We start from the raw sequence: 22,318 nt of genomic DNA on the forward strand, positions 1-22,318 counted from the left end.
CGCGGCATCGAAAAACACAGCGTGTCCTCCGCCGGAGGGTGTAGTTGACAGCTTAGCAAGGCAGTGATAGTTTTTTCTTGAGTCGAAAAAACCAAGGCCTTCTCAAGCACGCCCTCTGGTCGTCTCGGCTCAACCTGAAGAGGAGGAGGACATGAAGTCACTCACCAAGATGTTGGTGTTTTTGCTCTTTGTGCTTTTGGCAGCCAGTTTTGCTCAGCCGCTTATTGTGGGTGTGAGCTGGGCCAACTTTCAGGAAGAGCGCTGGAAGATAGACGAGCGGGCCATCCGCGAACAGCTTGGTCGCATGGGCGCAACCTACATCAGCGCCGACGCGCAAAGCTCCTCGGAAAAGCAACTTAACGATATTGACGCCCTGATTGCCCGTGGCGCAAAAGCTCTGATTATCCTGGCCTGGGACAAAGACGCCATCTTGCCCGCAATTGACAAGGCCAAAGCGGCGGGTATTCCGGTGATCGCCTATGACCGCCTGATCGAGAACGATTACGCCTTTTACATCACCTTCGACAACGTGGAAGTGGGCCGGATGCAGGCCCGGGAGGTGTTCAAGGCTCGTCCCAAAGGCAATTATGCCTTTATCCTGGGATCCAACACCGACCCCAACGCCGACTTCCTGCATAAAGGCCAGCTCGAGGTGCTCGATGCGGCCATCAAGCGGGGCGATATCAAGGTAGTGGGCAAGCAGTACACCGAGGGTTGGAAGCCCGAGGTGGCCCAGCGCAACATGGAGCAGATCCTGACCGCCAACGGTAACAAGGTAGACGCAGTGGTGGCCTCCAACGACGGCACCGCCGGGGGTGTGGTGGCTGCGCTGGCCGCGGTGGGCCTGGCCGGTAAGGTGCCGGTCTCGGGTCAGGACGGCGACCAGGCTGCGCTCAACCGCGTAGCCCGCGGCCTTCAGACTGTGAGCGTGTGGAAGGATGCCCGCGAGCTGGGTCGCCGGGCCGCCGAGATTGCGGTGTTGCTGGCCAGGGGTACCTCCATGGACAAAATCCCGGGCCGTACCGTTTTTGCTGACGGTCCCAATAAGGTACGGATGAACGCGGTATTGCTCAAACCCATCCCCATCACCCGGAACAACCTCGACGTGGTGCTGCGGGCGGGCTGGATTACCAAGCAGGCCCTCTGCCAGGGGGTTAGTGGTTCGACCGCGCCTGCTGCCTGCCGCTAGATCTTTGGTCGGATGAATAGGGTGGGCTCCGCCCACCCTTTTTGTGGGCTCCAATAGCGATATAATCCCATTCAACGATCAAAAGCAGGTGGAGGATCGGCGCATGCAGATGCAAAGTGCTTCGAAGACCCACACCAGCCTGGTCAGCAGCCTGGGAGTGGATGGACGTATCCTGACCATGCTGGTGGTACTGGCTGTGGTTTGGACGGTATTCCAGATTCTTACCATGGGCCAGCCGGGGCAGTTCCTAAGCCCGCAAAACCTCTGGAACCTTTCGGTTCAGACAGCCGTGGTGGGCATCATGGTGGGCGGCATGGTGATGGTGATCGTGACCCGCCAGATTGACCTTTCGGTCGGTTCAGTCCTGGGTTTCAGCGGCATGATTATGGCCCTGATTCAGACGGTTCCGCCCCTGGGCTGGGGTGGGAACTGGCTTCTGGCGCTGCTGGCTGGCTTACTGCTCGGGGCCTTGATAGGGGCCTTTCAGGGGTACTGGGTGGCCTACTGGGGCGTGCCGGCTTTTGTGGTTACCTTAGCGGGCCTGCTAATTTTCCGCAACGCCACCTTTATCGTGGCCAGTGGGCGCACCATTGGCCCCCTCAACGACAACTTCAAGGTGCTGGGCGGCGGCCTCAACGGCTCGATAGGGGAGTTCTGGACCTGGGTGGTGGGCTTTGCGGTGATGGCTTACATCGTCTACCAGGCCCTTACCAACCGCAACCGGCGTATCAAAAACGGCCTGCCCGTGCGTCCGATGTGGGCCGAGGTGGTGGTCATTGGGGCTCTACTGGCCCTGACCCTGGCCTTCGTGCTGGTGATGAATGCCTTTCCCTATCCGGGTACCAATGTGCCCCGGGGCATGCCGGTGCCGGTGCTGATCACCTTGATAGTGCTGTTTGTGTTGAACTGGGTGGCGCTCAATACCCGTTTTGGCCGCTACGTGTTTGCCATTGGGGGAAACCCCGAAGCCGCTTTGCTGGCCGGTATCAACGTCAAGCGCATGCTGGTAGCGGTGTTTGCCCTGATGGGGATGCTGGCCGCCCTGGCCGGGGCGGTGCAGGCCGCCCGCTTAAACTTCGTGACCAACAGCATGGGGAACCTTCTCGAGCTCGACGTGATCGCGGCAGCGGTGATTGGGGGAACGGCCCTGGCGGGGGGGAGCGGCACCATCGTGGGCGCGGCCCTGGGGGCCCTCCTGATGTCTTCCTTGCGTAGCGGCATGGTGCTGATGGGTCTGCCTACCGAATGGCAGAACGTGGTGCTGGGCGCGGTGCTGCTGGCAGCCGTGATCTGGAACACCGTATACCTGAGGAACCGGAGGTGAGCATGACCCCATTGGTTGAAATGCGCGGCATTAGCCTTCGTTTTGGCGGGAACCAGGCCCTGGACAACGTATCGGTCAACCTGTACCCCGGCGAGGTGGTGGGGCTGCTGGGGCACAACGGAGCGGGCAAGTCCACCCTGATCAAGGTGCTTTCCGGCGCTTACCGGGCCGACTCCGGCCAGATCTGGGTAAACGGGCAGGAGGTGCAGATTCGCACCCCCCAGGATGCCCAGGCCCAGGGTATCGAGACCATCTACCAGACCCTGGCCCTGGCCGACAACCTGGACGCGGTGGCCAACGTATTTCTGGGGCGGGAGAAGGTACGGGGGGTGATGCTGGACGAGGACATCATGGAACTCGAGGCCCGCAAGACCCTGGATCGCCTGCGGGTGAAAATCCCCTCCCTGCGCCTGCCGGTAGCCCAGATGTCGGGGGGTCAGCGCCAGACCGTGGCCATTGGACGGGCCATCTATTTCAAAGCTCGCTGCCTGATCATGGACGAGCCAACGGCAGCTTTGGGGCCGGAGGAAACCCAGAAAGTTCACCAGCTCATTAAGGCCCTCAAGGCCGAGGGGGTGGGGATATTCCTGATTAGCCACGACCTGCACGATGTCTTTGACCTGGCGGATCGCATTACGGTGATGAAAAACGGGCGTGTGGTGGGCACGGTCTATACCCAGGATGTCACCCACGACGACGTGCTGGGCATGATTATCGGTGGGGTGATGCCCAAAAACGTTCGGCAGGCCGACCAGCCTGCGCCCCGGGCTTGAGAGGCCTGCCTTGAGGAAACAGGAGACAAGCCCGTGCCAACTGTAACCTTTGTACCGCACCGGCTGGCGCTTATTCGGGTACCTGACGAGGTTCCGGTTCTGCCGCCAAAAGTGTTTACAGAGCGCTACAAGCGCCTGGAGGCCAGGCGGCAACAGGCCGGTCTGGATGCCATCCTGATTTATGCCGACCGGGAACACGCCGCCAACCTGGGCTGGCTGACCGACTTCACCCCCCGGTTTGAAGAAGCCCTCTGGATCCAGCTGGGAGGGCAGACCCCAACCTTGCTGGTGGGCAATGAGTGCCTGAGCTTTGCCCGGGCGGTTTGCAAGCTCGAGGCTAACCTCGAGCTCTACCAGGATTTCAGCCTGCCGGGCCAGGATCGCAGCCGGAGCACCGACCTGCCCGGTCTGTTGCGCAAGGCCGGGCTGGGCAAAGGGCTAGAGGTGGGGCTGGTGGGCTGGAAGCCCATGCAGGCCCTGGACGTGCCGCACTGGATTGTCGAGGCGGTGGAGTCAGTAACCGGCCTGGCTCCCCGTAACGCCGCCGACCTGCTGATGCATCCGGCCACAGGTCTGCGGGCGCGCCTCGAGCCCGAGCAGATCCGCTGGGCCGAATACGCCTCGGCCCTCTCCAGCGAAGGCATCCGCAACTGGGTCTGGGGTTTGTACGAGGGCCAGAGCGAGTGGGAAGCTGCCCAGCACCTGGTGTCCTGTGGCCTCGAGCTTTCCTGCCACCCCATGGTGAACTTTGGCCCACAAATTCCCAGCGGCCTGAAAAGCCCCCGCAACCACAGGGTTCAGCCGGGCTTTTATGCCCAGGCCGCCTTTGGCCTGGTGGGGGGGCTGACCTGCCGGGCCGGGCGGTTGGTGCGCGCGGACTATCGGGAGGACGCCGATGGGTATTTGGCACTTGCCACCAACTACTTGCAGGTGGTGCATGCCTGGTACGCCGCCCTAGAGGTCGGGGTCTTGGCGGGGGAGGTGTTCGCCAAAGCCCATCAGACCAAAAACAGCACCTGGGACTTCGCGCTCAACCCTGGGCACCTGATTCACATGGACGAGTGGCTCGGCAGCCCCTTTGCAGAAGGCTCCGGGGTAGCCCTCCAGAGCGGTATGGCCCTCCAACAAGACATCATACCTGTCCCCCGGCACGGTCATACAGTTGTGAACATGGAGGACGGCCTGGTACTGGCCGACGCCGACCTGCGCCGAGAGTTGAGCCGCCTCGACCCCGCTTTGATGGAGCGAGTGAACCAGTGCCGTCAGGTGATGGAGCAGCTTGGCTACCAACTCAGCGAGGACGTGTTGCCTTTGTCCAACATCCAGGGGATTTTCTTCCCCTTTTTGCTACAGCCCGAGTATGTAGCCCGTTTTGACTGAAAGGAGTACCCTTATGCGAATCGGTATCGTGGGGGCAGGCTGGTGGGCCGGTTTTGCCCACCTTCCTGCCTTCAAAGACGCAGGGGCCGAAATTGCCGGCATCTATAGCCGCACCCCAGCCCATGCCCAAAAACTGGCCGAGCAGTTTGGCGTCCGAGCCTTTGAGAGCTACGAAGACCTGCTAGCAGCCTGCGACGGCGTGGCCATCTCCACCACCGACGACACCCACGCCCCCCTGGGCATCCGGGCCTTACAGGCGGGCAAGCACCTGTTCATGGACAAGCCGCTGGCCCGCACCGTGCAGGAGGGGCAGGCCATTGTGGACGCTGCCAGGGCCCATCGGCGCATCGGCCTGACCGCCTTCACCAGCCGGGGTGACCTGGCCGCCGAGACCGCGCAGGGGCTGGTGCAGTCGGGCGAAGTGGGCGAAATCCTGTACGTGCGTGGCTACTTCCACGGGGGCTTCATGGGCGACCCGCAAGGCCCCACCACCTGGCGGGCCAAAGCAGAGATCGGCGGAGCCGGGGGTGTGCTGGCCGACCTGGGAGCGCACCTGTTCGACCTGGTGCGTATGGTGACCGGCCTCGAGTTTACCCAGGTGATGGCCCAGGCCCACATTCACCTAAAGCGCCCTGACCCGGTCACCAATTTCGACGAAGGGGCGGTGCTGGCCCGGCTGGGTGAGGCTAGCGGGGCTTTTTCGCTCTCGAGGGTACACATCGGCGCAGACCAGCGGCTCGAGCTGGAAATCCAGGGCAGCAAGGGGGCCCTTAAACTTTCGCCGGCCCTGTGGGGTCGGGGCAACAGCTTTCAGCTTCTTCTGGCCCGCCGCCCCGGCTTCTATCAGGAGGTCGCGCCGGATCCCGGCCTGCTCCGGGGGCGCAACCCCGAAAGCCCTTGGGGCTACTTTCAGTTCCTCGAGCTGGCTCGACGCTTTCTCGAAGGCGTGCGCACCCACCGGCAGCCCTCGCCCAGCCTGGAGGATGGTCTAGCCGCTCAGAGGGTAATCGAGGCGGTGGTGCAGAGCAACCAACAACAAGAGTGGGTGGCTTTGGAGTAGCCTTCATCAAAGCCGAAAAACCGCCTGAAGCCAATTGACTACAGATAGGGCAATCTCTTATTATTTCGTAACTAGAAATAAATGCCCCGCTCCCAAAAGCCCTATGTCCAAAGCGATGAGATCTAACTCCCTTGGCGGCACCCGGCAGCTGCGGCGCTGGCACCGTGCGCGCATCCTCCAGGCCATCCGGGCCGAGGCGGGCATTTCCCGGCTCAGGCTGGCCCGCAAGCTGGATCTCTCGCCTTCTGCCGTCACCGAGGCGGTGGCTGAGCTTCTCTCCGAGGGGTTGCTCACCGAAAGTCCCCTGCCCCCCACAGGCCAGGGCCGTCCTTCGGTAGCCCTCGACCTCGAGGGTGAGCGGCACGGGGTGCTGGCCTGGGAGATTGACCTTGACCGGATGGCGGTGGCCCTCCTAAACCTGCGGGGGGAGGTGCGGGCTCGAGCCGTGCTGCCCCCGGCTCCCGCCAGCCTCTCGGCAGCGCTAAAGCAGCTGAAGGCGGCTACCGCGCCCCACCTTTCGGGGGTGCGGGTGCTGGCTGCGGGCCTTTCCATCCCGGGGCTTCTGGAGCCCGCCCAGGGCCACCTGACCCTGGCCCCCAACCTGGGCTGGGCCGATTTGCCCTTGCTGGAGCGCTTCCGTGCGGCGCTTACGGGGCTGGGGCTGAACAAGACCCTGGCGGTGGTGGAAAACGAGGCCAACGCTGCGGCCTACGGCCTTTATGCCCTGGGGGGCCTGGCCCTGGAGCACTGCGTTTACCTGAGCCTGGGGGTGGGGGTTGGGGGCGGGGTGGTGGTGAACCGGAGCGTCTACCACGGGGCCCGCTTCCACGCTGGGGAGGTGGGGCACATCCCCTTAGACCCCCAGGGCCCCCCCTGCCGCTGCGGCAAGCGCGGCTGCGCCGAGGCCTTTCTCAGCTTTCGCCGCTGGCAGGAAGCCCCCACCCAGGCCCGGCTGGATGAGATGGCCGAACGGCTGGCCCAGCTTTCGGCGGTGGTGCTGGCCACCCTCGACCCCGAGCGCGTGGTGCTGGGGGGCCCGCTGGTCGAGGCCACCGGCGCGACCCTCCTGCGGTTGGTGCAGGCCAAACTCCCCCGCTACGCCCTCTCGGTGCACGCCCCCGAGCAGGTGGCGCTCTCGCCGCTGGGCCGGGAGGCGGCGCTTTTGGGGGTGGGGGCGCTGGCAGCAGACTTTTTTATGGAGCAAATGGCCTACGAAGAGGTGAGCTAATGTACGAACCCAGACCCGAGCACAAGTTTACCTTTGGCCTCTGGACGGTGGGCAACGTGGGGCGCGACCCCTTCGGCGAGGCGGTGCGGGCCCGCCTCGAGCCCGACTACGTGGTCTACAAGCTGGCCGAGCTGGGGGCCTACGGGGTCAACCTGCACGACGAAGACCTGATCCCCCGCGGCACCCCGCCCGCCGAGCGAGCCACCATCCTGCGCCGCTTCAAGAAGGCGCTGGAGGAAACCGGCCTGAAGGTGCCCATGGTCACCGCCAACCTCTTCTCCGACCCGGCCTTCAAAGACGGCGCCCTGACCAGCCCCGACCCCTGGGTGCGAGCCTACGCCCTGAAGAAAAGCCTGGAGACCCTCGATCTGGGGGCCGAGCTGGGGGCCCAGATCTACGTGGTCTGGCCGGGTCGGGAGGGGGCCGAGGTGGACGCGACCGGCAAGGCGCAGAAAGCCTGGGCTTGGTTCCGCGAGGCCCTGAACTTTCTGGCCGCCTACTCGGAGGATCAGGGCTACGGCTACCGCTTTGCCCTGGAGCCCAAGCCCAACGAGCCCCGCGGCGACATCTACCTACCCACCGTGGGGAGCATGCTGGCCCTCATCCACACCCTTGAACAGCCCCAGCTCTTCGGCCTCAACCCCGAGTTCGCCCACGAGACCATGGCCGGGCTCAACTTCGTGCACGCGGTGGCCCAGGCCTTAGACGCAGGCAAGCTCTTCCACATCGACCTCAACGACCAGCGCATGAGTCGCTTCGACCAGGATCTGCGCTTTGGCGCAGAGAACTTGAAGGCCTCCTTCTTCCTGGTAGACCTGCTGGAGCACAGCGGCTACGCAGGCCCCCGCCACTTCGACGCCCATGCCCTGCGCACCGAGGACGAGGCCGGGGTCTGGGCCTTCGCCAGGGGCTGCATGCGCACCTACCTGATCCTGAAGGAGAAGGCCCAGGCCTTCCGGGCCGATCCTGAGGTGCGGTCGTTGCTGGACGAGTACTACCAGGCCGACCCCGAGCCTCTGGCCCTCCTGGGCAGCTACAGCCGGGAGAAGGCCGAGAAGCTCAAGGGGCTCACCCTGCCCGAGGCCCGGCGCACCCGCGGCTACGCCCTCGAGGCCCTCGACCAGCTCGCGGTGGAGCACCTCCTGGGGGTGCGGGGATGAGGCTGGTCCTGGGCCTGGATCTGGGCACCAGCGGGCTCAAGGCGGTGGCCCTGGACGAGCAAGGCCAGAAGGTGGCCGAAGCCCGGGCCGTCTACCCCCTGCACACCCCCCGCCCCGGCTGGACCGAGCAAGACCCGCTGGACTGGGCCAGGGCCGCCCAGGAGGCCCTGAAGGCCTTGCGCGGGCAACTGGGCCAGGCCGAGATGGTGGGGCTGGGGCTCTCGGGGCAGATGCACGGGGCGGTCTTCCTGGATAAGGCCGGCGCACCTTTAGCGCCAGCCCCCCTCTGGAACGACCAGCGCACCGCCCGCGAGGTAGCGGAGATAGAAGCGGCCATCCCCTGCGAGGAGCTGATCCGGCGCACCGGCAACCCGGCGGTCACCGGCTTCCAGCTACCCAAGCTGCTCTGGCTCCGAAACCAGCATCCCGAACTCTTCCGACGGGTCTATAAGGTGCTCCTGCCCAAGGATTACCTGGCCCACGCCCTGACCGGGGCCTGGGCCAGTGAGTACTCCGACGCCTCCGGGGTGGGGGCCCTGAACCTGGCGACCCGGCGCTGGGATCCCGAAATTCTGCAAAGTCTGGGGCTTTCCGAAGGGCTTTTCCCCGAGCTCGGGCCCAGCGAGCGGGTGGTGGGTACCCTGAGCCCAGCCTGGGCCCAGGCGACCGGCCTGCCGGCGGGCCTGCCGGTGGTGGCCGGGGCCGGAGACAACGCCGCGGCGGCCCTGGGGCTGGGGGTCTCGCGCTACCGAAAGGGGGTGGGCAGTGTCTCGTTGGGCACCAGCGGGGTCATCTTTCTTCCCCTGGAAGAACCCACCCCCGAGCCTCAGGGACGCGTCCACCTCTTCGCCCACGCCGACGGGGGCTACCACTTGCTGGGGGTGACCCTGAGCGCGGCGGGCAGCCTGGAGTGGCTGCGGGGCCTGTTCCCTGAGGTGGGCCTGGAGGCTCTCTTGAAGGAAGCCGAGCAGGTTCCTCTGGGCAGCGAAGGGCTTTACTTTCTGCCCTTCCTGGCCGGGGAGCGCAGCCCTTATCTAAATCCTTACCTGCGGGGGGCTTTCTTAGGCCTCTCCCTGGCCCACAAGCGGGGCCATCTGGTGCGTTCGGTGCTGGAGGGGGTGGCCTTGAGCCTGGGCGAGGTCTACCAGGTGATGCGCCCCCTGGCAGAGGCCCAGCGGCTGCTGGCCACCGGTGGGGGCGCAGCCTCCGACCTGTGGCTTTCGCTTCTGAGCGGGGCGCTGGGGATGCCGGTGGTGCGAGTAACGGGCGATGAGGGGGCGGCGCGGGGGGCCGGAATCCTGGCCCTGGTAGGGGCTGGGGTATACGAAGGGCTCAGGGAAGCGCTCCAGGCCACCGCCCCTGCAGAACTTGCCGTTCCAGGAGCGCAAGCTGAGATCTCTGGCCTCCAACCTGGCTATGTGCAGGCAGTGGAGATGTTGCTAAGGCGTTACTCCCAACAATGAAATTGTCCAAGTGCAGACCTTTTAGGGCTGTACTCCGATAGCCGGAAGCCTGAATAGTACATCGTCGTAGAGATGTCCGTACACCTCCGGGTTTCCGGGAGGGATTGACATAGAGCCCCCTCCCTACCACGTAGGGAGGGTGGGGGAGGGTATTGGGTGAGGCCCCCAACCACCAGGTTACGCAAAGTCGCTGCTCAGCAACCCCACCTAACCTCCCCCACACGGTAGGGGAGGAACGAAAAGGTTACTGCTCTAGAGCGTACTGCATAGTTCGTGCCGCAATGGACACTTTGTACCGGTATTTATACGACTGTGTAATAGAGTGGATGGTCAATAGACGATAGTCTAAAGCCGATGACTGAGGGCTAAAAGTCACACACAGCGCTTTTCACAGACCTGGCCGCCCGCGAAAACGAGAATGCGTCTGGGCCAGGGCGCAGGTTACGCACCCCAGCGCGGGCCGGATCCGGCCCACGGGTGCTTGGGTTTTGAGTTTCCAGACGGCCACTGTTCTGTCCGGGACAACGGATTTTGAATCCCGGTTGGCTCGGTTTTTGTAAAGAGCGCTCTAAAGCTGCGCGGTATCGCCCCAGTTTTGTAGCAGGGCCTGGTAGGCCGGGTTCTGGTAACGCGAGAGCAAAAAGGCCGAGGCATAGCCGGGCAGCGCGGTGCCGGTCACGTGGGCTGCCAGCAGCTCCCCTGCGGCGCAAGCGGCCATGACGCCAAAGCCCGACAAGGCCCCCACCAGGTAAGCGCCCCGCACTGGCAGCGGGCCGATGAGGGGGCGGTTTTCCTGGGTTTTGAGGTAATAGCCCCCGTCTATCCAGGGCCTGGGGGCTTTCTCGAAGTACCGCTGCAGGCCCGGCATCATCACCGACAGGCCGCGCAGGGCGATGTCGGCGTAGTGGGGGTCTGGGGGAATGGGGAAGGTGGGTTCAGCGGGTTCAGTATGGCGGTTGTACAGCACAATCAGGGTGGTGCTATCCCCAAGCCCGTCGGGCCGGCCATGCACCCCCGCCGGGAACTTCTGCAAGAGCCAGCGGGCGGACTCGTCTTCGGCCAACAGGAGGCGCTCCTCGAGGCTCCAGGGCAGCTCGACCTCGTCCATCCAGATCAGCATGGGGGCCTCGCGCGGTACCACGCCCAGGGTCTCGCTGAAGCTCATCTTGAGGTGCCGCTCGGCAAAGACGGGCAGCTCCACCCCCAGCATCCGGCCTACCTGTTTTTGCATGGGCCCGGCGGCGTTAATGAAGATCGGGGTTTCCAGGGTTTCGGTGGAACCATCATCGCGCCTGACCTCCACCGATTGAACCGCGCCGCCCATCGTCTCTACCCCCACCACCTCACCCCGCACCAGCCGAACCCCGTGTTCGCGGGCTTGTTCCAGCAGGTACATCCCCAACTGCTGGGCCGAGAGCCAGCCCGCCCGCCGGACGTGTAACACCGCGCGGGTGCCTGGGGTCAGGTAAGGGAAGTGCTGCCGGATGAGGGCTAGGTTGGTAATCAGGTCGGCCCCCTCGAGCCCAGGGTCGAAGCCCTGAGCAGGGGAGGGCTGGTAGGAACTTTGGCTTTGGCTGTGAACCCGCAGGGCCCCCGCGCCCTTTTGGGCGGTGTCCAGGGCGGCCTCGGCCAGCATGGGAATTTTGCTTGCATCGGCGGTAGCGTAGAGATAACCCCGGCGGTTCAGGTGGATGCGGTTGGCAGACTCCTGGGCAATGGCCTCGAGCAGCTCGATGCTGCGGTTCATGAAGGCGATCATGTGGCCGTCCGGCCCCGGCCACCAGTTGCGGTAGGCCTCGGTGGACTTGTCGGAGGTGAGCGAAAGGGGGTCGCCCTGCTCCACCACAACGATGTTCTTCAAGCCCCCTTTCGCCAGGTAATAGGCCGCCGCGACCCCGGCGATACCGGCTCCACAGATGACGGCCTCGGCTGCACTGTCTGGCATAATATGTATACAGTATACATCTAGGTACGGGTCGTGTCGGAAACAGCCTATCGTTGGAGGCCATAGGCTGAACATCGAATCAGTTCAGCAGCGCCCGTACCGCTTCCTCGAGCTGCACCCCTCGAGAGGGCATAGCGATACCCTGCCGTACAACAAAACCCTGGCTTGCTGTTTATTGCGTTGTGGACAGGTTCTTTCTATTCGTGCTGTGGTACGGGAGGGGTGTGTCTTATGTACAATGCCTTTAGTGGAATGGCGCGCGGCGGTCGTGGAAAGCCTGGCCCCCCTGGGTGTCGAGCGGGTGTATTTGTTTGGCTCCCATGCTCGAGGCACCGCTACAAAGCGCTCCGATCTCGATCTGCTGGTGCTGTGGGAGACGGCGCTGCCGCCCCTGGATCGCATTGGTCAGGTGCTGTGGGCATTGCGGGAACTGCCCTGGGTGGTAGAGCCGGTGGTGCTGACCCCTGCGGAATTCGAGGAACGCCGCAACCTGCCCTTCCTGCGGGGCGTGCTGAGGGAGGCCCAACTCCTGTATGAGCGTGGAAAAACAGCAGCTTGAGGCCCGACGCTGGCTTCGCCAGGCCGACGACGACCTCGAGGCATCCCGTGCCCTGGAAGTTGCGGGCAAGTATGCCCAGGCGGCTTTCTTCGCCCAACAAGCGGGGGAGAAAGCCCTGAAGGCCGTTTGGCTGGCCCTGGACGCAGACCCCTGGGGACACTCCCTGGGCCGGCTGGTTTGGGAGATGCCAGACACGGCTAGAGAGGTGTTCGCCCCCCTGCTAGAAGAAGCCCTGGCCCTCGATAAGCTCTACATCCCCACCCGTTACCCGGATGCGCTGGCCAACCTAACGCCCGCCGAGGCTTACACCCGGCGAGAGGCCCAAACTGCCCAGGCACAGGCCGGAGCCATCGTGAGCGCGGTGAAAAGGTGGCTGGATGCAGCCACGTGAAGGGCAGGCTTAGAGCGCTCTTCACGCAGGTTGAGCCATTCCGACTTCAAGAAAACCTTTTCCTGAACAGAACAGTGTGCGACACCTGCCCCCGAACCCCTGTACTCAACCTACCGCTCCAACCGTGTGCAAAGTGTTCAGGTGAAGTCAGGGCGAACCTTGCTGATGGGCGTTTGCGGATTGTCCTAGCCCAGCAGCGCCTGCACCGCTTCCTCGAACACCTCGGTATGCCGCCGCACCTGCTCGGGCGTGGTCTCGGGCGAGATGAGGGTCATGTTGTGGAAGGGGGTGAGCAGAATGCCCCGGTTCAGCATGAACAGGTGGATGAAGGGGTCGAGGTCGGGGTCCTGGCCGGCCAGGGCCTCGGAGCCGTTGCGGGCGGGGTTGGGGCGGAAGAGGTACTCTACCCGGCAGCCCACGCGGGTAACGTGCCAGGGCAGGCGGTAGTGTTCCATCACCCCGCGTACCTCGGCCTCGAGCTGCTCCCCCAGGGCGATCATGCGGGCGTAGGCGGCTTCGGTCAGGACGTGCTCGAGGGTGGCCCGCATGGCCGCCAGCGAGAGGGCGTTGGCCGCCAGGGTGCCCCCAATGCCCCCGGTGTCGGCATAGGGCGGCTGGATGACCTGCTGGGCCCGAGCGCCCACTTCCTCGGTAAAGCCATAGGCCGCGCTGGGAATGCCGCTGCCCAGGGGCTTGCCCACCGTCAGGATGTCGGGCTGTAGGCCGTGTGCTTTGGTGTAGCCCCCCGGCCCTGCCGAGAGGGTGTGGGTTTCGTCCATAATCAGCAGCGTGCCGTAGCGGCGGGTTAGCTCGCGCAGGGCCGCGTGGTAGCCCGGCTGGGGCTGCACGATGCCCACATTGGTCATCACCGGCTCGGCCAGCACCGCCGCCACATCGCCGGGGCGCAGGGCCTCTTCCAGGGCCGCCACATCGTTCCACTCCACCACCCTGGTGGTGAGGGTGGGGTCTACCTGGGGCCCGATGTTGCCGGGGCGGCTGGTGGGCTTTCCATCCACCAGCCAGGCGTAGGCCTCGTCTACCGTGCCGTGGTAGCAGCCGTGGAAGACCAGCACTTTGGGCCTGCCGGTAATGGCCCGCGCCAGCCGCAGCGAGAAGCGGTTGGCGTCGGTGGCCGAGAGGGCAAACTGCCAGTACTTGAGGCCAAAGCGGCGCTGGAGTTCCTCGGCCACCCAGAAGGCGTTCTCGGAGGGCAGCATGGTGGTAATGCCCTTTTCGAGCTGTGCGATGATGCCGGGCAGGGCAGCTTTGGGCGAGTGGCCGGTCATGGCCCCGGTGTCGCCCAGGCACAGGTCTATGTACTCTAGCCCGTCCACATCGCGGAAGGTTGCGCCCCTGGCCTCGGCCACAAAGATCGGGAAACCCCCCGGCCAGCGGGTCATCCAGTGCATGGGCACCCCCGCCAGGAGCGAGTTCTGGGCGCGGTGGTAGAGCTGTAGCGACTTGGGGTGGCGCTCGGCGAAGAGCCGATTCTCTGCCTGCATGAGAGCCTTGACCTTGCTGCGGTCCAGGGTGGCTGTTTGCATGGACTCCTCCGGTTCAGGGCTGCTGCTCGAGCCAGCGCAGGGCCTCAGGGTGTGTCATCCAGGCCGGGCCGATCTCTAAAAGACAGATAATGGCCTCGGACTCCTCGCCGGGAGTGTAGTAGTCGGGCAGTTCCTTGGGCTGGGGTTTCCAGCCCCCCAGGTAAGCTTCGGCATGGGGGTTGACCTGTCGGGCTTCGCGCAGGGCTTTTTGCGCCTCTTCCAGCTTTCCGCTCAAAAACTCCAAGAGCACCTTGCCCCAGGTCCAGAAAGCGCTTCGATCCTTTTCGTACTTTTTCCAGAGCGAGCGAGCCTCCGCCAGCCGGTTCTCGGCCAGGTAAAGCCCCAGGAGGGAATATCGCACCCCCTGGTTGTCGGTGGGGTTGAGGTCAAGCATCCTCTCGAAGACCTGGATGGCCTTTGAAGACTGCCCGGCATCCTGGTAAAGCTGGCCCAGGAGGTGCAGGGCTCGCATGTAGGGGCGGGTCTCGAGGTAGCCCCAGAAGTGGCCCGCAAGTTCCTGAAAGGCACGCTTGCCCAGGTCGCGCTCCCCCGCCTTGACCACTCGCTCCTGCAGGGCAATCTGCTCTTCCAGGCTGCTCTCCACCCAGCCGACCAGGAAGCTCAGGGGATCCGGGTTGTTGGGGTTGGTACGCACGGCTTTGAGTATGCGCTTGATTATCGCGTCCTCGCGGCTAAGCTCGGCGCTTTCGTAAAGAATCTTTTCGGCCCGGATGGCGGCTTCAGGGGGGACGGGTTCGGCCTCGAGGTCGAGCGCGGCTAGCAACACCCTTCGCGCTTCGGCCCGCAGATCGGCCCATTTATCGGTGGGTGCAGATTTTTTTTGCCTAGGCATGTATCACTCCGGCCACTATCGTACCTGCCACCCGCAGGCTTTGTGCCTCGTGCAGGTCGCCCTCTAACAGCACGAAGTCGGCCCACTTGTCTACCTCCAGGCTGCCCCGGTTGCCCTCGTCCCCCTGGGCCACCGCCCCGCCCATCGTGTAGGCCCAGATGGCCTGTTCCAGACTGACCTGATTGCCCGGGCACAAAGGCTCGAAGAGCGCTGCCTGCAAACCGTTCAGGGGCTCCACCTGCCGCACCACCGGCCCATCCGAGGAGAACGCCACCGTAAGGCCCGCTTCGAACATGGCCCGCAGGTTGAAGCAGCGGCAGAACCACTCGTCGGGCACGTAGCGCTCGTAGTTGGCCCGCAACTCCCGCAGAAACACCGGCTGGGGCACCGCGATGATGCCGAGCTGCTTTGCTTTGGCCAGGTGTTCGGGGCCGGCCAGCCCGAAGTGCTCGAGGCGGTGGCGGGGGCCGGGGGCGGTCTGGTAGAGCCCTTGGTACACCCGCAGAACCTGATCTAAAGCCCGGTCGCCAATCGCGTGGGTGCCGATGCGAAAGCCTGCCTGGTGGGCCTCCAGGGCCAGTTCAAACAGGTGGTCATCCTCGAAGCGCAGGATGCCGTACTGGGGGGGCTCTAAGGTTTTGTACGGCCTGGAAATGGCGGCGGTGGCCCCCGAGAGACCCCCGTCGGCAAAGAACTTCACCGAGTCGCAGCGCAGGTAGTCTGAAACGTGTTTCTCGGGTAGGGGGAAGGTCTCGGTGCCCCCGTCCGGGCGGCGCATGTAGAGCAGGTTGACCCGGATGGGCAGTTCGCCACGCTCGTCCAGGGCTTTGTAGGCGGCGTACAGCGGGGGGTCTACGGCGGGGTCGGTGGCGCTGGTGATGCCCAGCGAGCGCAGGTACTCGCAGCCCGCCTTCACCCATAGCTCGTACTGGGCCTGACTGGGCTCACCCATGGCCTTGAAGGCCAGTCCGTAGGCGGTCTCGTAGAGGATGCCCTGGTCGTAGTGGATTTCCCCACCGGGAACGTGGGTTTCTGGGGTGATGCCGGCAAGCTCCAGGGCCTGGGAGTTCACCGCGTGGATGTGGGCGCAGGTACGGGTTAGCAGCACCGGATTTTGCGGGGCCAGCCTGTCCAGCGCTGCCCTGGAGGGCATGGCTTTCTCGGCCAGCAGGGCTTCGTTCCAGCCGCGCCCCCACAACCACTCGCCGGGCTTCAGCATCCTGGCGCGTTCTTCAACCCTGGCGTAGAGCTCGGCCAGCGAGGCAACGCCGCGCAGGTCGAGCAGGGTGGTGCGAAGCTGCCCCACCTTCCAGATGTGCACATGCGCATCGTTGAAGCCGGGAAGCAAAAGGTGGCCTTCCAGATGCACCTTTTGGGCTGAAGGGGCTAGGCTCTCGAGGTCAGAGAGCCTGCCCGTAGCGGCAATGCGGCCCCTCCGAACCAGGAGGGCCTCGAGGGGCTCTAAGGCATACCTTGCCCCCTTCAGGCGGGGGTTCAGGATAGCACCGCCGTGGAATAGTAGTTCGCTCATGGGTTGCCTTTCAGATCCGGGTTCCGCCAGATGATAAACACCCCGTAGTTGCCGCAACTGGGGTCGTCGAGGTAGTCGGGGATAATGCCCCAGACACAATATCCGCGTTTGAGCTGGATGGAGAGCACCGGGTCGAACATCTCTCCCCGCACCACCCGCGCCACGTACTGCTCGATGAAGAGGTCGCGCTGGTAGGGCGCGTACCCCTTGGGCATGGCCCCGGCCACATGGCCCTTGAGGCCCAGCTGTCGCACCAGGTTTTGCCGGGCGGTGTAGAGCAGGGTGGAGAGGCCCAGTCCGCGAAACTCGGGATGTACACCGATGTCGGCCCCGTAGAGCCAGTCGCCCTGGGGGTCGTGGTTGGAGAGCCAGTTGTTCGCCACCGCCTCCATGTACCGGTGCTGGTAGTGCTTGAGGTCGAGGTGGGTGCGGAAGTCGGTGGAGCAGGCTACCACTCTACCGGTCTCGCGCTCCACCACCGCGTGCTGTCCCTCGGGGAAGACCTGGGTGTGGGCCCGGTAATGTTTGGCGGTGATGAGCTCGTCCCTCGAGAGCGAGGGAAAGGAAGCCTGCTGGATGGCCTCGAGCTCTTGCGCCATCCAGGGCTCGGACTGCACCACTGCAAAGCGGTGGTCGGGGCTGGTCAGAAGTTCGTGCATAAGGGATGCGTATGGCTTATAGCCCATAGCCGATATGGTTCTTGCTATCGGCTCTTCACCTGCGTCCAGGCCTCGTCCAGCACGCGGTTGTTGCGGCCCTGGTCGAGGATGAACTCGAGCACTTTCATCTGGGCTTCGGTGGGCCAGATGGCCGGGTTCTGGAGCATCTGGGGCTTCAGGAGTTTTTTGGCGGCGGCGTTGGGGGTAGCCGACTGCTGGTACTCAGCCAGGCGGGCTCCAATTTGGGCATCCAGAATGAAGTTGATGAACCGGTGGGCGGCCTCCGGATTGGGTGCTTTGGCCGGAATGGCCATGCTATCTATAAAGAGCGTGCTGCCCTCCTTGGGAATGGTGAAGCCGTAGCGGGGGTTGCCCTCGGCCACCCGCAGGGCATCCTGGTTGTAGACCACCACCGCCACGGCCTGGTTGGCCAGCAGGAGCTTGGTGGCCGAAACCCCGCCCTGGAAGCCCTTGAAGTTGCGGCTGCGTTTGGCGGCGAGCATGGCATCTATCGCCATTTTGACCTGGGCCGGGTTGGTGCTGTTGACCGAGTGGCCCAGGTAGCGCAGGGCAATGCCCAGCATCTCGCGCGAGGAGTCCATAAAGGTAAAGGCCCCTTTTTGCTGGCCCGGGTCAAAAAGCACGTTCCAGGAGGCGGGCGGGGCCTTGAAGATGTCGGTGCGGTACATGAGCCCTACCGTGCCCCACAGGTAGCCCACGGTGTAGCGGTTGCCAGGGTCGTAGGGGGGGTTGGTGAACTTGGGGTCGAGGTTTTTCAGGTTGGGAATTTTGCTCTTGTCCAGGGGTTGCAAGAGGTTCAGACTAACCAGCACCGGCACAATGAAGTCCGAAGGCACCACCAGGTCAAACTGGCTGACCCCGCCGGCCTGGAGTTTGGCCTGCATCTCCTCGTTGGACTCGTAGTAGGTGATGCGGACCTTGATGCCGGTCGCTTTTTCAAAGTCGCGGACAATGCTGGGGTCTATGTAATCGGTCCAGGTGTAAAGCTGGAGGGTACCCTGGGCCATAGCCAGCCCCAGGGCGGCAAACAGCGCAAGCAGGATTCGCATATTTCACTCCTTTTTTGCCGTCAAGATACCGTTCAAATCGCCTTACTGCAAGACTTCCCGCAGGGTCTGTAGCCCGATGTTGGCGCCGCAGATCACCACCCCCACCTGCCGACCCCGGTAGCGTTCGGCCCGCTTCAGAAACCCTGCCAGCGCCACCCCGGCGGCGCCTTCCAGCAACTGGTGCTGGGTTTCCAGAAAAAGCCGCATGGCGTGTTTGATTTCCGCCTCGCTCACCGTGACCCAGTCGTCCACCAGACGACGGCAGAGCTCAAAGGTGATGGCGCCGGGCTCCAATCCCCCTGCGCTCCCGTCCGAAAGGGTGGGCCGGGCCTCGATGGAAGTGATGCGTCCGGCCTGAATGGAAGCCCACATGGCGGCATTGTTTTCGGGCTGGCAGCCCACAATGGTGGTGTGGGGGCTCACCGATTTGAAATAGGCGGCGATGCCGGCTATCATCCCCCCGCCCCCCACGGTCACGAAGAGCGCCTCCAGGGGCTCGGGGCTCTGAGAGGTGAGCTCGAGGCCAATGGTACCCTGGCCTGCGATTACGTCCGGGTCGTTGTAAGGCGAGATGTAAACCAGGCCGTGGGTTTCGGCGTAGCGGCGGGCGTAGAGTTCGGTGTCGTCGCCGCTGGTTCCGTGTACACAGAGCTCCGCGCCGTAGCGCCGGATGGCCCCCAGCTTGGTCGCACTGGCCCCCTCCGGCACAAAGACCAGACCCCGGCCCCCCAGCTTCTTGAGCCCATAGGCCACGGCGGCCCCGTGATTGCCGCTGCTGGCCGTGACCACCCCTTTTTGCAGCGCCTCGGGCGGGAGTGAGAGCAGCTTGTTCAGCGCCCCACGCACCTTGAAGGAGCCGGTGGGCTGGAGGTTCTCGAGCTTCAGCCAGACCCGCGCCCCGGTCATCTGGGAGAGGGCCAGTGAGCCCTCCAGTGGGGTCTCGCGCAGGTGGGGTCGCAGGCGGGTGTGGGCCTGCTGGATGGTCCCCGGCAAGCGAGAGATAAGCTCGTGAGCGTTCATGGTGGATGGTGCGCTGCGGCTGGTCTAGGCTTTACTTTGACGCTGCGCTGTCATTCCGGGGCGCACGCGGTGCGACGAGGAATCTGGAGCCGCATGGGCATTGTGAATTTGGTGGACAGTACCTCATAAGGTTCCTCACTGCGCTGCGCTTCGTTCGGAACGACACGCAACTTATGTGACTAAGCCTTTACTGCTGCCATCGCCTTGTAGGTTTCGCGGATGGCCCCTGCCACTACCGAGAGCGCCTCGCGGAGCATCTCCTCGGGGATGTCCAGGGCGGGCAAAAAGCGGATGCAGTTGGTGTATAGCCCGGCCCGGATCAGAATCACGCCCCGCCGGGAGGCCAGCTTGATGGTCTCCATGGCGAACTCCTGCCAGGGTTCTTTGGTTCTGGGGTCTTTGACGAACTCGAGCACCATCATGGCCCCCACCCCGCGCACATCGCCCAGCACCGGAACCTCGGCTTTCAGCGGCTCAAAGGTCTCGCGCACAATACATTCGATGTGCTGGGCCCTGTCCAGGAAGCCGGGGGACTCGAGTATCTTCAGGGCTTCCAGGGCCGCCACGCAGGCCAGGGGGTTGCCGCCGTAGGTGCTGCCCACCCCGCCCACGTGCGGGGCGTCCAGAATTTCGGCCCGGCCCGTCACCGCGCTGATGGGCATCCCGGCCCCCAGGCTCTTGGCGCTGATGATCAGGTCGGGCACCACCCCGCTGTGCTCGATGGCCCAGAGCTTCCCGGTGCGGCCCGAGCCACTCTGGATTTCATCGGCAATCATCACCGCGCCCGTTGTGTCGCAGACCTCGCGGATCTTACGCAAAAACTTGTGCGGCACGGGTATAAAACCCCCCTCGCCGATCACCGGCTCAATCACGATGGCCGCCAGCGCCGAGGGGTCTATGTGGGCGGTCAGGGCGTTCTCGAGGTTCCAGCAGGCCCAGTCCACATACGCCTCGGGGGTCATGCCCTCGGGGGTGCGGTACAGGTTGGGCACCGGCAGGCGGTAGACCTCGGGGGCAAAGGGGCCAAAGCCCTTCTTGAAGAGGCCCCACTTGCTGGTCATGGCCATGGTCAGGTTGGTGCGCCCGTGGTAGGCCCCCTCGAAGACGATAATCCCGCTTCGCCCGGTGTAGCGGCGGGCGAACTTGACGGCATTCTCCACCGCCTCGGCCCCGCCATTGGCCAGCAGGGTTTTTTTGGGAAAGTCGCCGGGGGTGAGCCGGTTCAGGGCCTCGCAGACGGCCACGTAGGGCTCGTAGTTGGCCACGATGCTGCACATGTGCAACAGTTCATCGGCCTGGGCCTTGAGGGCCGCCACCACGCTACCGGGGGTGTGCCCCACGGCCAGCACCCCGATGCCGCCCGCCAGGTCTATAAGGGTGTTGCCGTCCACGTCTTCGACCAGCGAGCCGTGGGCTTTCCTGACCGCAACGGGGTTGGCCTGGGCCAGCGCAGCGGTCACGGCGGCAGCCCGGCGCGATTGGAGTTCCTGGCTTTTGGGGCCGGGAATGGGTGTTTTGAGTTGGATGTAAGGCATGGGTTCCTCCAGGGGAGGTCTAGGGTCTGGGGCCGGCCATTACCGGCCAACCGCAATGACGTACTGCTTGCAACACCAAACAGCCCCCGGCCCTGGAGGCGGAATGCAGGCCTTTTGCACGTCCATCTGCCTTTAGCTTAGCAGACCATAAAGGGCGCTGAGAACCTCCTCCTCCCAGCGCGTATAGGCCGAATAAACGCCCCTGTGGGGGGTGGGGTCACAGCCCTGCCCACCCAGGATGTAAACGAGTGCGTGCTGTTCCTCTGGGTTGAAGAGCAGCCCGCTCAACAGGCCGTAGGCATCGCCCAGGTGCCCATACCAGGGCCGCCCATGACCCCTTACCGGACAGTCCAGGCCGGGGGTGTTGGTAAAGCGCCACACCCCCAACCCCCAACTGAGGGCCTGCCCCTCCAGGGTATCGCCGTTGTGTCCGTCCCAGATCCACTGGGGATGCAGCATCCGTTCTAGCGTGGCGGGTTGCAGGATGGGGGGTGCTTTCCCCATAAACAATAGCGCCATCTGGGCCAGCTCCAAGGCCGAAGCCCGGAGGCCCCCCTGCGGCGAGAAAAAAGTGGCATTGGTGCCGGGCTGGTAGGTGCTCGAGTCCACCACCACCAGGCTGTCGTCGGGCTTATCGGGGTTCTGGGTCATGGGGCCCGGGGGCACCACACCGCCATAGTCGTCTACCTGTGCCACCCAGGGGCCTGAAGGGTTCCACACCCCGCCCGCTTGCTTGCGGTACAGCACCGCCAGATTGCCAATTTGTGTCGGGGTGAAGCGGCCCACATTAAACCCGCCCTCCATTCCCAGGGGCCTCAAAACCGCCTGCTCCATGAACAGGTCGAAACGCTGGCCCGAGACGCACTCAATAAGCGTGCCCAGCACGCCCGTATTGAGGTTGGCGTACTGGGCGTAGGCGCCAGGGGCATGGCGGGGGTCAAAGTGTGCCCCATCCTCAAAAAAGCGCCCCTCGGGTCTGAAGAAGTCCTGCAGGGTGTAGGGGCTGGGAATGGCGTACCGGCTGCCGTCCCGAATGGAAGAGGTGTGGCTGAGCAGATGCCGGACGCGGATGGGCAGCGCTGGAAAGGCCGGGTTCCGCAGGGTAAAGCCCAGGTACTCGCTTACGTCGGCGTCCAGGTCTATTGTGCCCTGCTCGACCAGCCGCATCACCCCCAGGGCCACCGCCAGTTTGGAGATGGAGGCCACCCGGAAGCGGGTCTGATTGTTCGCCGGGAGATGCTGGCCGGGGTTGGTGGGGTGAAGGTAGCGATGCCCGAACGACTCGGCATAGACGATTCCCCCGGCCCGGATGACCACAACCTGAAGGCTGGGAATGGCGCGTAGGGGGTTTTGGAGTAGCGATTGCAGTTTGGCCTGCACACTTTGAGGGGGCATCTCTTCGCAATTGTAAGGGCTTGCGAATAATACACCTAGTATAAACACAATTTGAGATATTGACACAATGCCATAGTCGTAGCTACAATCCAGTCGGGTACCCAAAACTGTAGTCCAGGCTATGGAGGTGAATTCAGTTATGCAATTTCTATCTTTTGGTCGTTGGTCGTTGGTCGTTGGTCGTTGGTCGTTGGGCTAGTTCTATTGCTTGCAGCCTGCGGCTCACAACAGGTCAAATC

At 64.1% G+C, this 22,318-nt stretch carries 19 protein-coding genes; 10 read left to right on the top strand and 9 right to left on the bottom strand.

Annotated elements, in window-relative coordinates; all coding sequences use genetic code 11:
- Window positions 1–151: 151 nt before the first annotated feature.
- The 8 genes from xylF to xylB all read left to right on the top strand — a co-directional run bounded on the left by xylF (window position 152) and on the right by xylB (window position 9,577).
- Complete coding sequence (gene xylF / locus J3L12_RS02845; RefSeq protein ID WP_208013529.1) at window positions 152–1,189, top strand: D-xylose ABC transporter substrate-binding protein; 1,038 nt, start codon at window positions 152–154, stop codon at window positions 1,187–1,189.
- Window positions 1,190–1,292: 103 nt separating this feature from the next.
- Window positions 1,293–2,513 carry a sugar ABC transporter permease gene (locus J3L12_RS02850; RefSeq protein WP_208013530.1) on the top strand — a complete coding sequence of 407 codons (1,221 nt, stop codon included), beginning with the start codon at window positions 1,293–1,295 and terminating at the stop codon, window positions 2,511–2,513.
- A gap of 2 nt (window positions 2,514–2,515) precedes the next feature.
- Window positions 2,516–3,286: an ATP-binding cassette domain-containing protein gene (locus J3L12_RS02855; protein ID WP_208013531.1), complete on the top strand. Its 771-nt coding sequence runs from the start codon at window positions 2,516–2,518 to the stop codon at window positions 3,284–3,286.
- A 33-nt stretch (window positions 3,287–3,319) separates the two neighbouring features.
- On the top strand, window positions 3,320–4,666 hold the full coding sequence (locus J3L12_RS02860) for a hypothetical protein (RefSeq protein WP_208013532.1): 1,347 nt from the start codon (window positions 3,320–3,322) through the stop codon (window positions 4,664–4,666).
- Window positions 4,667–4,679: 13 nt separating this feature from the next.
- A complete protein-coding gene (locus tag J3L12_RS02865) occupies window positions 4,680–5,726 on the top strand; it encodes a Gfo/Idh/MocA family oxidoreductase (RefSeq protein ID WP_208013533.1) in 1,047 nt (348 codons plus the stop codon).
- A 103-nt stretch (window positions 5,727–5,829) separates the two neighbouring features.
- Window positions 5,830–6,954, top strand: a complete 1,125-nt coding sequence (locus J3L12_RS02870; RefSeq protein WP_208013534.1) for an ROK family transcriptional regulator — start codon at window positions 5,830–5,832, stop codon at window positions 6,952–6,954.
- Window positions 6,954–8,114 (top strand): xylose isomerase, encoded by a 1,161-nt coding sequence (gene xylA / locus J3L12_RS02875; protein ID WP_208013535.1) that lies wholly within the window; start codon window positions 6,954–6,956, stop codon window positions 8,112–8,114. Before J3L12_RS02870 ends, xylA begins: the two co-directional genes overlap by 1 nt.
- Complete coding sequence (xylB, locus tag J3L12_RS02880; RefSeq protein WP_208013536.1) at window positions 8,111–9,577, top strand: xylulokinase; 1,467 nt, start codon at window positions 8,111–8,113, stop codon at window positions 9,575–9,577. Before xylA ends, xylB begins: the two co-directional genes overlap by 4 nt.
- Before the next feature lie 568 nt (window positions 9,578–10,145).
- Here xylB and J3L12_RS02885 read toward each other — a convergent pair.
- Window positions 10,146–11,522, bottom strand: coding sequence for an FAD-dependent oxidoreductase (locus J3L12_RS02885; protein ID WP_208013537.1), 1,377 nt, complete (start codon window positions 11,520–11,522; stop codon window positions 10,146–10,148).
- Between the two features lie 247 nt (window positions 11,523–11,769).
- Here J3L12_RS02885 and J3L12_RS02890 point away from each other — a divergent pair, with 247 nt between their 5' ends.
- Window positions 11,770–12,081, top strand: coding sequence for a nucleotidyltransferase domain-containing protein (locus tag J3L12_RS02890; protein WP_347708820.1), 312 nt, complete (start codon window positions 11,770–11,772; stop codon window positions 12,079–12,081).
- Entirely contained in the window at window positions 12,056–12,472 is a 417-nt protein-coding gene (locus J3L12_RS02895; protein ID WP_208013539.1) for a HEPN domain-containing protein, read from the top strand. The genes J3L12_RS02890 and J3L12_RS02895 overlap by 26 nt, the downstream gene beginning before the upstream one ends.
- Window positions 12,473–12,657: 185 nt before the next feature.
- Here the strand turns inward: J3L12_RS02895 and J3L12_RS02900 are convergent, their stop codons facing one another.
- From J3L12_RS02900 to J3L12_RS02935, 8 genes are all read right to left on the bottom strand, one after another.
- The gene (locus tag J3L12_RS02900) at window positions 12,658–14,016 is read right to left on the bottom strand and encodes an aspartate aminotransferase family protein (RefSeq protein WP_208013540.1); all 1,359 of its coding nucleotides are present in this window, start codon (window positions 14,014–14,016) and stop codon (window positions 12,658–12,660) included.
- Between the two features lie 13 nt (window positions 14,017–14,029).
- A complete protein-coding gene (locus J3L12_RS02905; RefSeq protein WP_208013541.1) occupies window positions 14,030–14,869 on the bottom strand; it encodes a tetratricopeptide repeat protein in 840 nt (279 codons plus the stop codon).
- Window positions 14,862–16,400: an amidohydrolase gene (locus J3L12_RS02910; protein WP_208013542.1), complete on the bottom strand. Its 1,539-nt coding sequence runs from the start codon at window positions 16,398–16,400 to the stop codon at window positions 14,862–14,864. The genes J3L12_RS02905 and J3L12_RS02910 overlap by 8 nt, the downstream gene beginning before the upstream one ends.
- Window positions 16,397–17,059, bottom strand: a complete 663-nt coding sequence (locus J3L12_RS02915) for a GNAT family N-acetyltransferase (protein WP_208013543.1) — start codon at window positions 17,057–17,059, stop codon at window positions 16,397–16,399. The genes J3L12_RS02910 and J3L12_RS02915 overlap by 4 nt, the downstream gene beginning before the upstream one ends.
- 44 nt (window positions 17,060–17,103) lie before the next feature.
- A complete protein-coding gene (locus J3L12_RS02920) occupies window positions 17,104–18,129 on the bottom strand; it encodes a spermidine/putrescine ABC transporter substrate-binding protein (protein ID WP_208013544.1) in 1,026 nt (341 codons plus the stop codon).
- A gap of 42 nt (window positions 18,130–18,171) precedes the next feature.
- Window positions 18,172–19,149 carry a threonine/serine dehydratase gene (locus J3L12_RS02925; protein ID WP_208013545.1) on the bottom strand — a complete coding sequence of 326 codons (978 nt, stop codon included), beginning with the start codon at window positions 19,147–19,149 and terminating at the stop codon, window positions 18,172–18,174.
- A gap of 179 nt (window positions 19,150–19,328) precedes the next feature.
- Window positions 19,329–20,684 (bottom strand): aminotransferase class III-fold pyridoxal phosphate-dependent enzyme, encoded by a 1,356-nt coding sequence (locus J3L12_RS02930; protein ID WP_208013546.1) that lies wholly within the window; start codon window positions 20,682–20,684, stop codon window positions 19,329–19,331.
- Window positions 20,685–20,816: 132 nt separating this feature from the next.
- Window positions 20,817–22,079, bottom strand: a complete 1,263-nt coding sequence (locus tag J3L12_RS02935) for a serine hydrolase domain-containing protein (RefSeq protein WP_208013547.1) — start codon at window positions 22,077–22,079, stop codon at window positions 20,817–20,819.
- Window positions 22,080–22,318 lie beyond the last annotated feature (239 nt).

This window comes from Meiothermus sp. CFH 77666 (genome assembly GCF_017497985.1).
In the GTDB taxonomy this organism is placed as follows: domain Bacteria; phylum Deinococcota; class Deinococci; order Deinococcales; family Thermaceae; genus Meiothermus.

What these genes read in the sequence shown, in the direction of transcription:
- xylF (WP_208013529.1), top strand. Translation starts at nt 152, where the DNA reads ATGAAGTCACTCACCAAGATGTTGGTGTTTTTGCTCTTTGTGCTTTTG.
- J3L12_RS02850 (WP_208013530.1), top strand. Translation starts at nt 1,293, where the DNA reads ATGCAGATGCAAAGTGCTTCGAAGACCCACACCAGCCTGGTCAGCAGC.
- J3L12_RS02855 (WP_208013531.1), top strand. Translation starts at nt 2,516, where the DNA reads ATGACCCCATTGGTTGAAATGCGCGGCATTAGCCTTCGTTTTGGCGGG.
- J3L12_RS02865 (WP_208013533.1), top strand. Translation starts at nt 4,680, where the DNA reads ATGCGAATCGGTATCGTGGGGGCAGGCTGGTGGGCCGGTTTTGCCCAC.
- J3L12_RS02870 (WP_208013534.1), top strand. Translation starts at nt 5,830, where the DNA reads ATGTCCAAAGCGATGAGATCTAACTCCCTTGGCGGCACCCGGCAGCTG.
- xylA (WP_208013535.1), top strand. Translation starts at nt 6,954, where the DNA reads ATGTACGAACCCAGACCCGAGCACAAGTTTACCTTTGGCCTCTGGACG.
- xylB (WP_208013536.1), top strand. Translation starts at nt 8,111, where the DNA reads ATGAGGCTGGTCCTGGGCCTGGATCTGGGCACCAGCGGGCTCAAGGCG.
- J3L12_RS02885 (WP_208013537.1), bottom strand. Translation starts at nt 11,522, where the DNA reads ATGCCAGACAGTGCAGCCGAGGCCGTCATCTGTGGAGCCGGTATCGCC.
- J3L12_RS02895 (WP_208013539.1), top strand. Translation starts at nt 12,056, where the DNA reads ATGAGCGTGGAAAAACAGCAGCTTGAGGCCCGACGCTGGCTTCGCCAG.
- J3L12_RS02900 (WP_208013540.1), bottom strand. Translation starts at nt 14,016, where the DNA reads ATGCAAACAGCCACCCTGGACCGCAGCAAGGTCAAGGCTCTCATGCAG.
- J3L12_RS02905 (WP_208013541.1), bottom strand. Translation starts at nt 14,869, where the DNA reads ATGCCTAGGCAAAAAAAATCTGCACCCACCGATAAATGGGCCGATCTG.
- J3L12_RS02910 (WP_208013542.1), bottom strand. Translation starts at nt 16,400, where the DNA reads ATGAGCGAACTACTATTCCACGGCGGTGCTATCCTGAACCCCCGCCTG.
- J3L12_RS02915 (WP_208013543.1), bottom strand. Translation starts at nt 17,059, where the DNA reads ATGCACGAACTTCTGACCAGCCCCGACCACCGCTTTGCAGTGGTGCAG.
- J3L12_RS02920 (WP_208013544.1), bottom strand. Translation starts at nt 18,129, where the DNA reads ATGCGAATCCTGCTTGCGCTGTTTGCCGCCCTGGGGCTGGCTATGGCC.
- J3L12_RS02925 (WP_208013545.1), bottom strand. Translation starts at nt 19,149, where the DNA reads ATGAACGCTCACGAGCTTATCTCTCGCTTGCCGGGGACCATCCAGCAG.
- J3L12_RS02930 (WP_208013546.1), bottom strand. Translation starts at nt 20,684, where the DNA reads ATGCCTTACATCCAACTCAAAACACCCATTCCCGGCCCCAAAAGCCAG.
- J3L12_RS02935 (WP_208013547.1), bottom strand. Translation starts at nt 22,079, where the DNA reads ATGCCCCCTCAAAGTGTGCAGGCCAAACTGCAATCGCTACTCCAAAAC.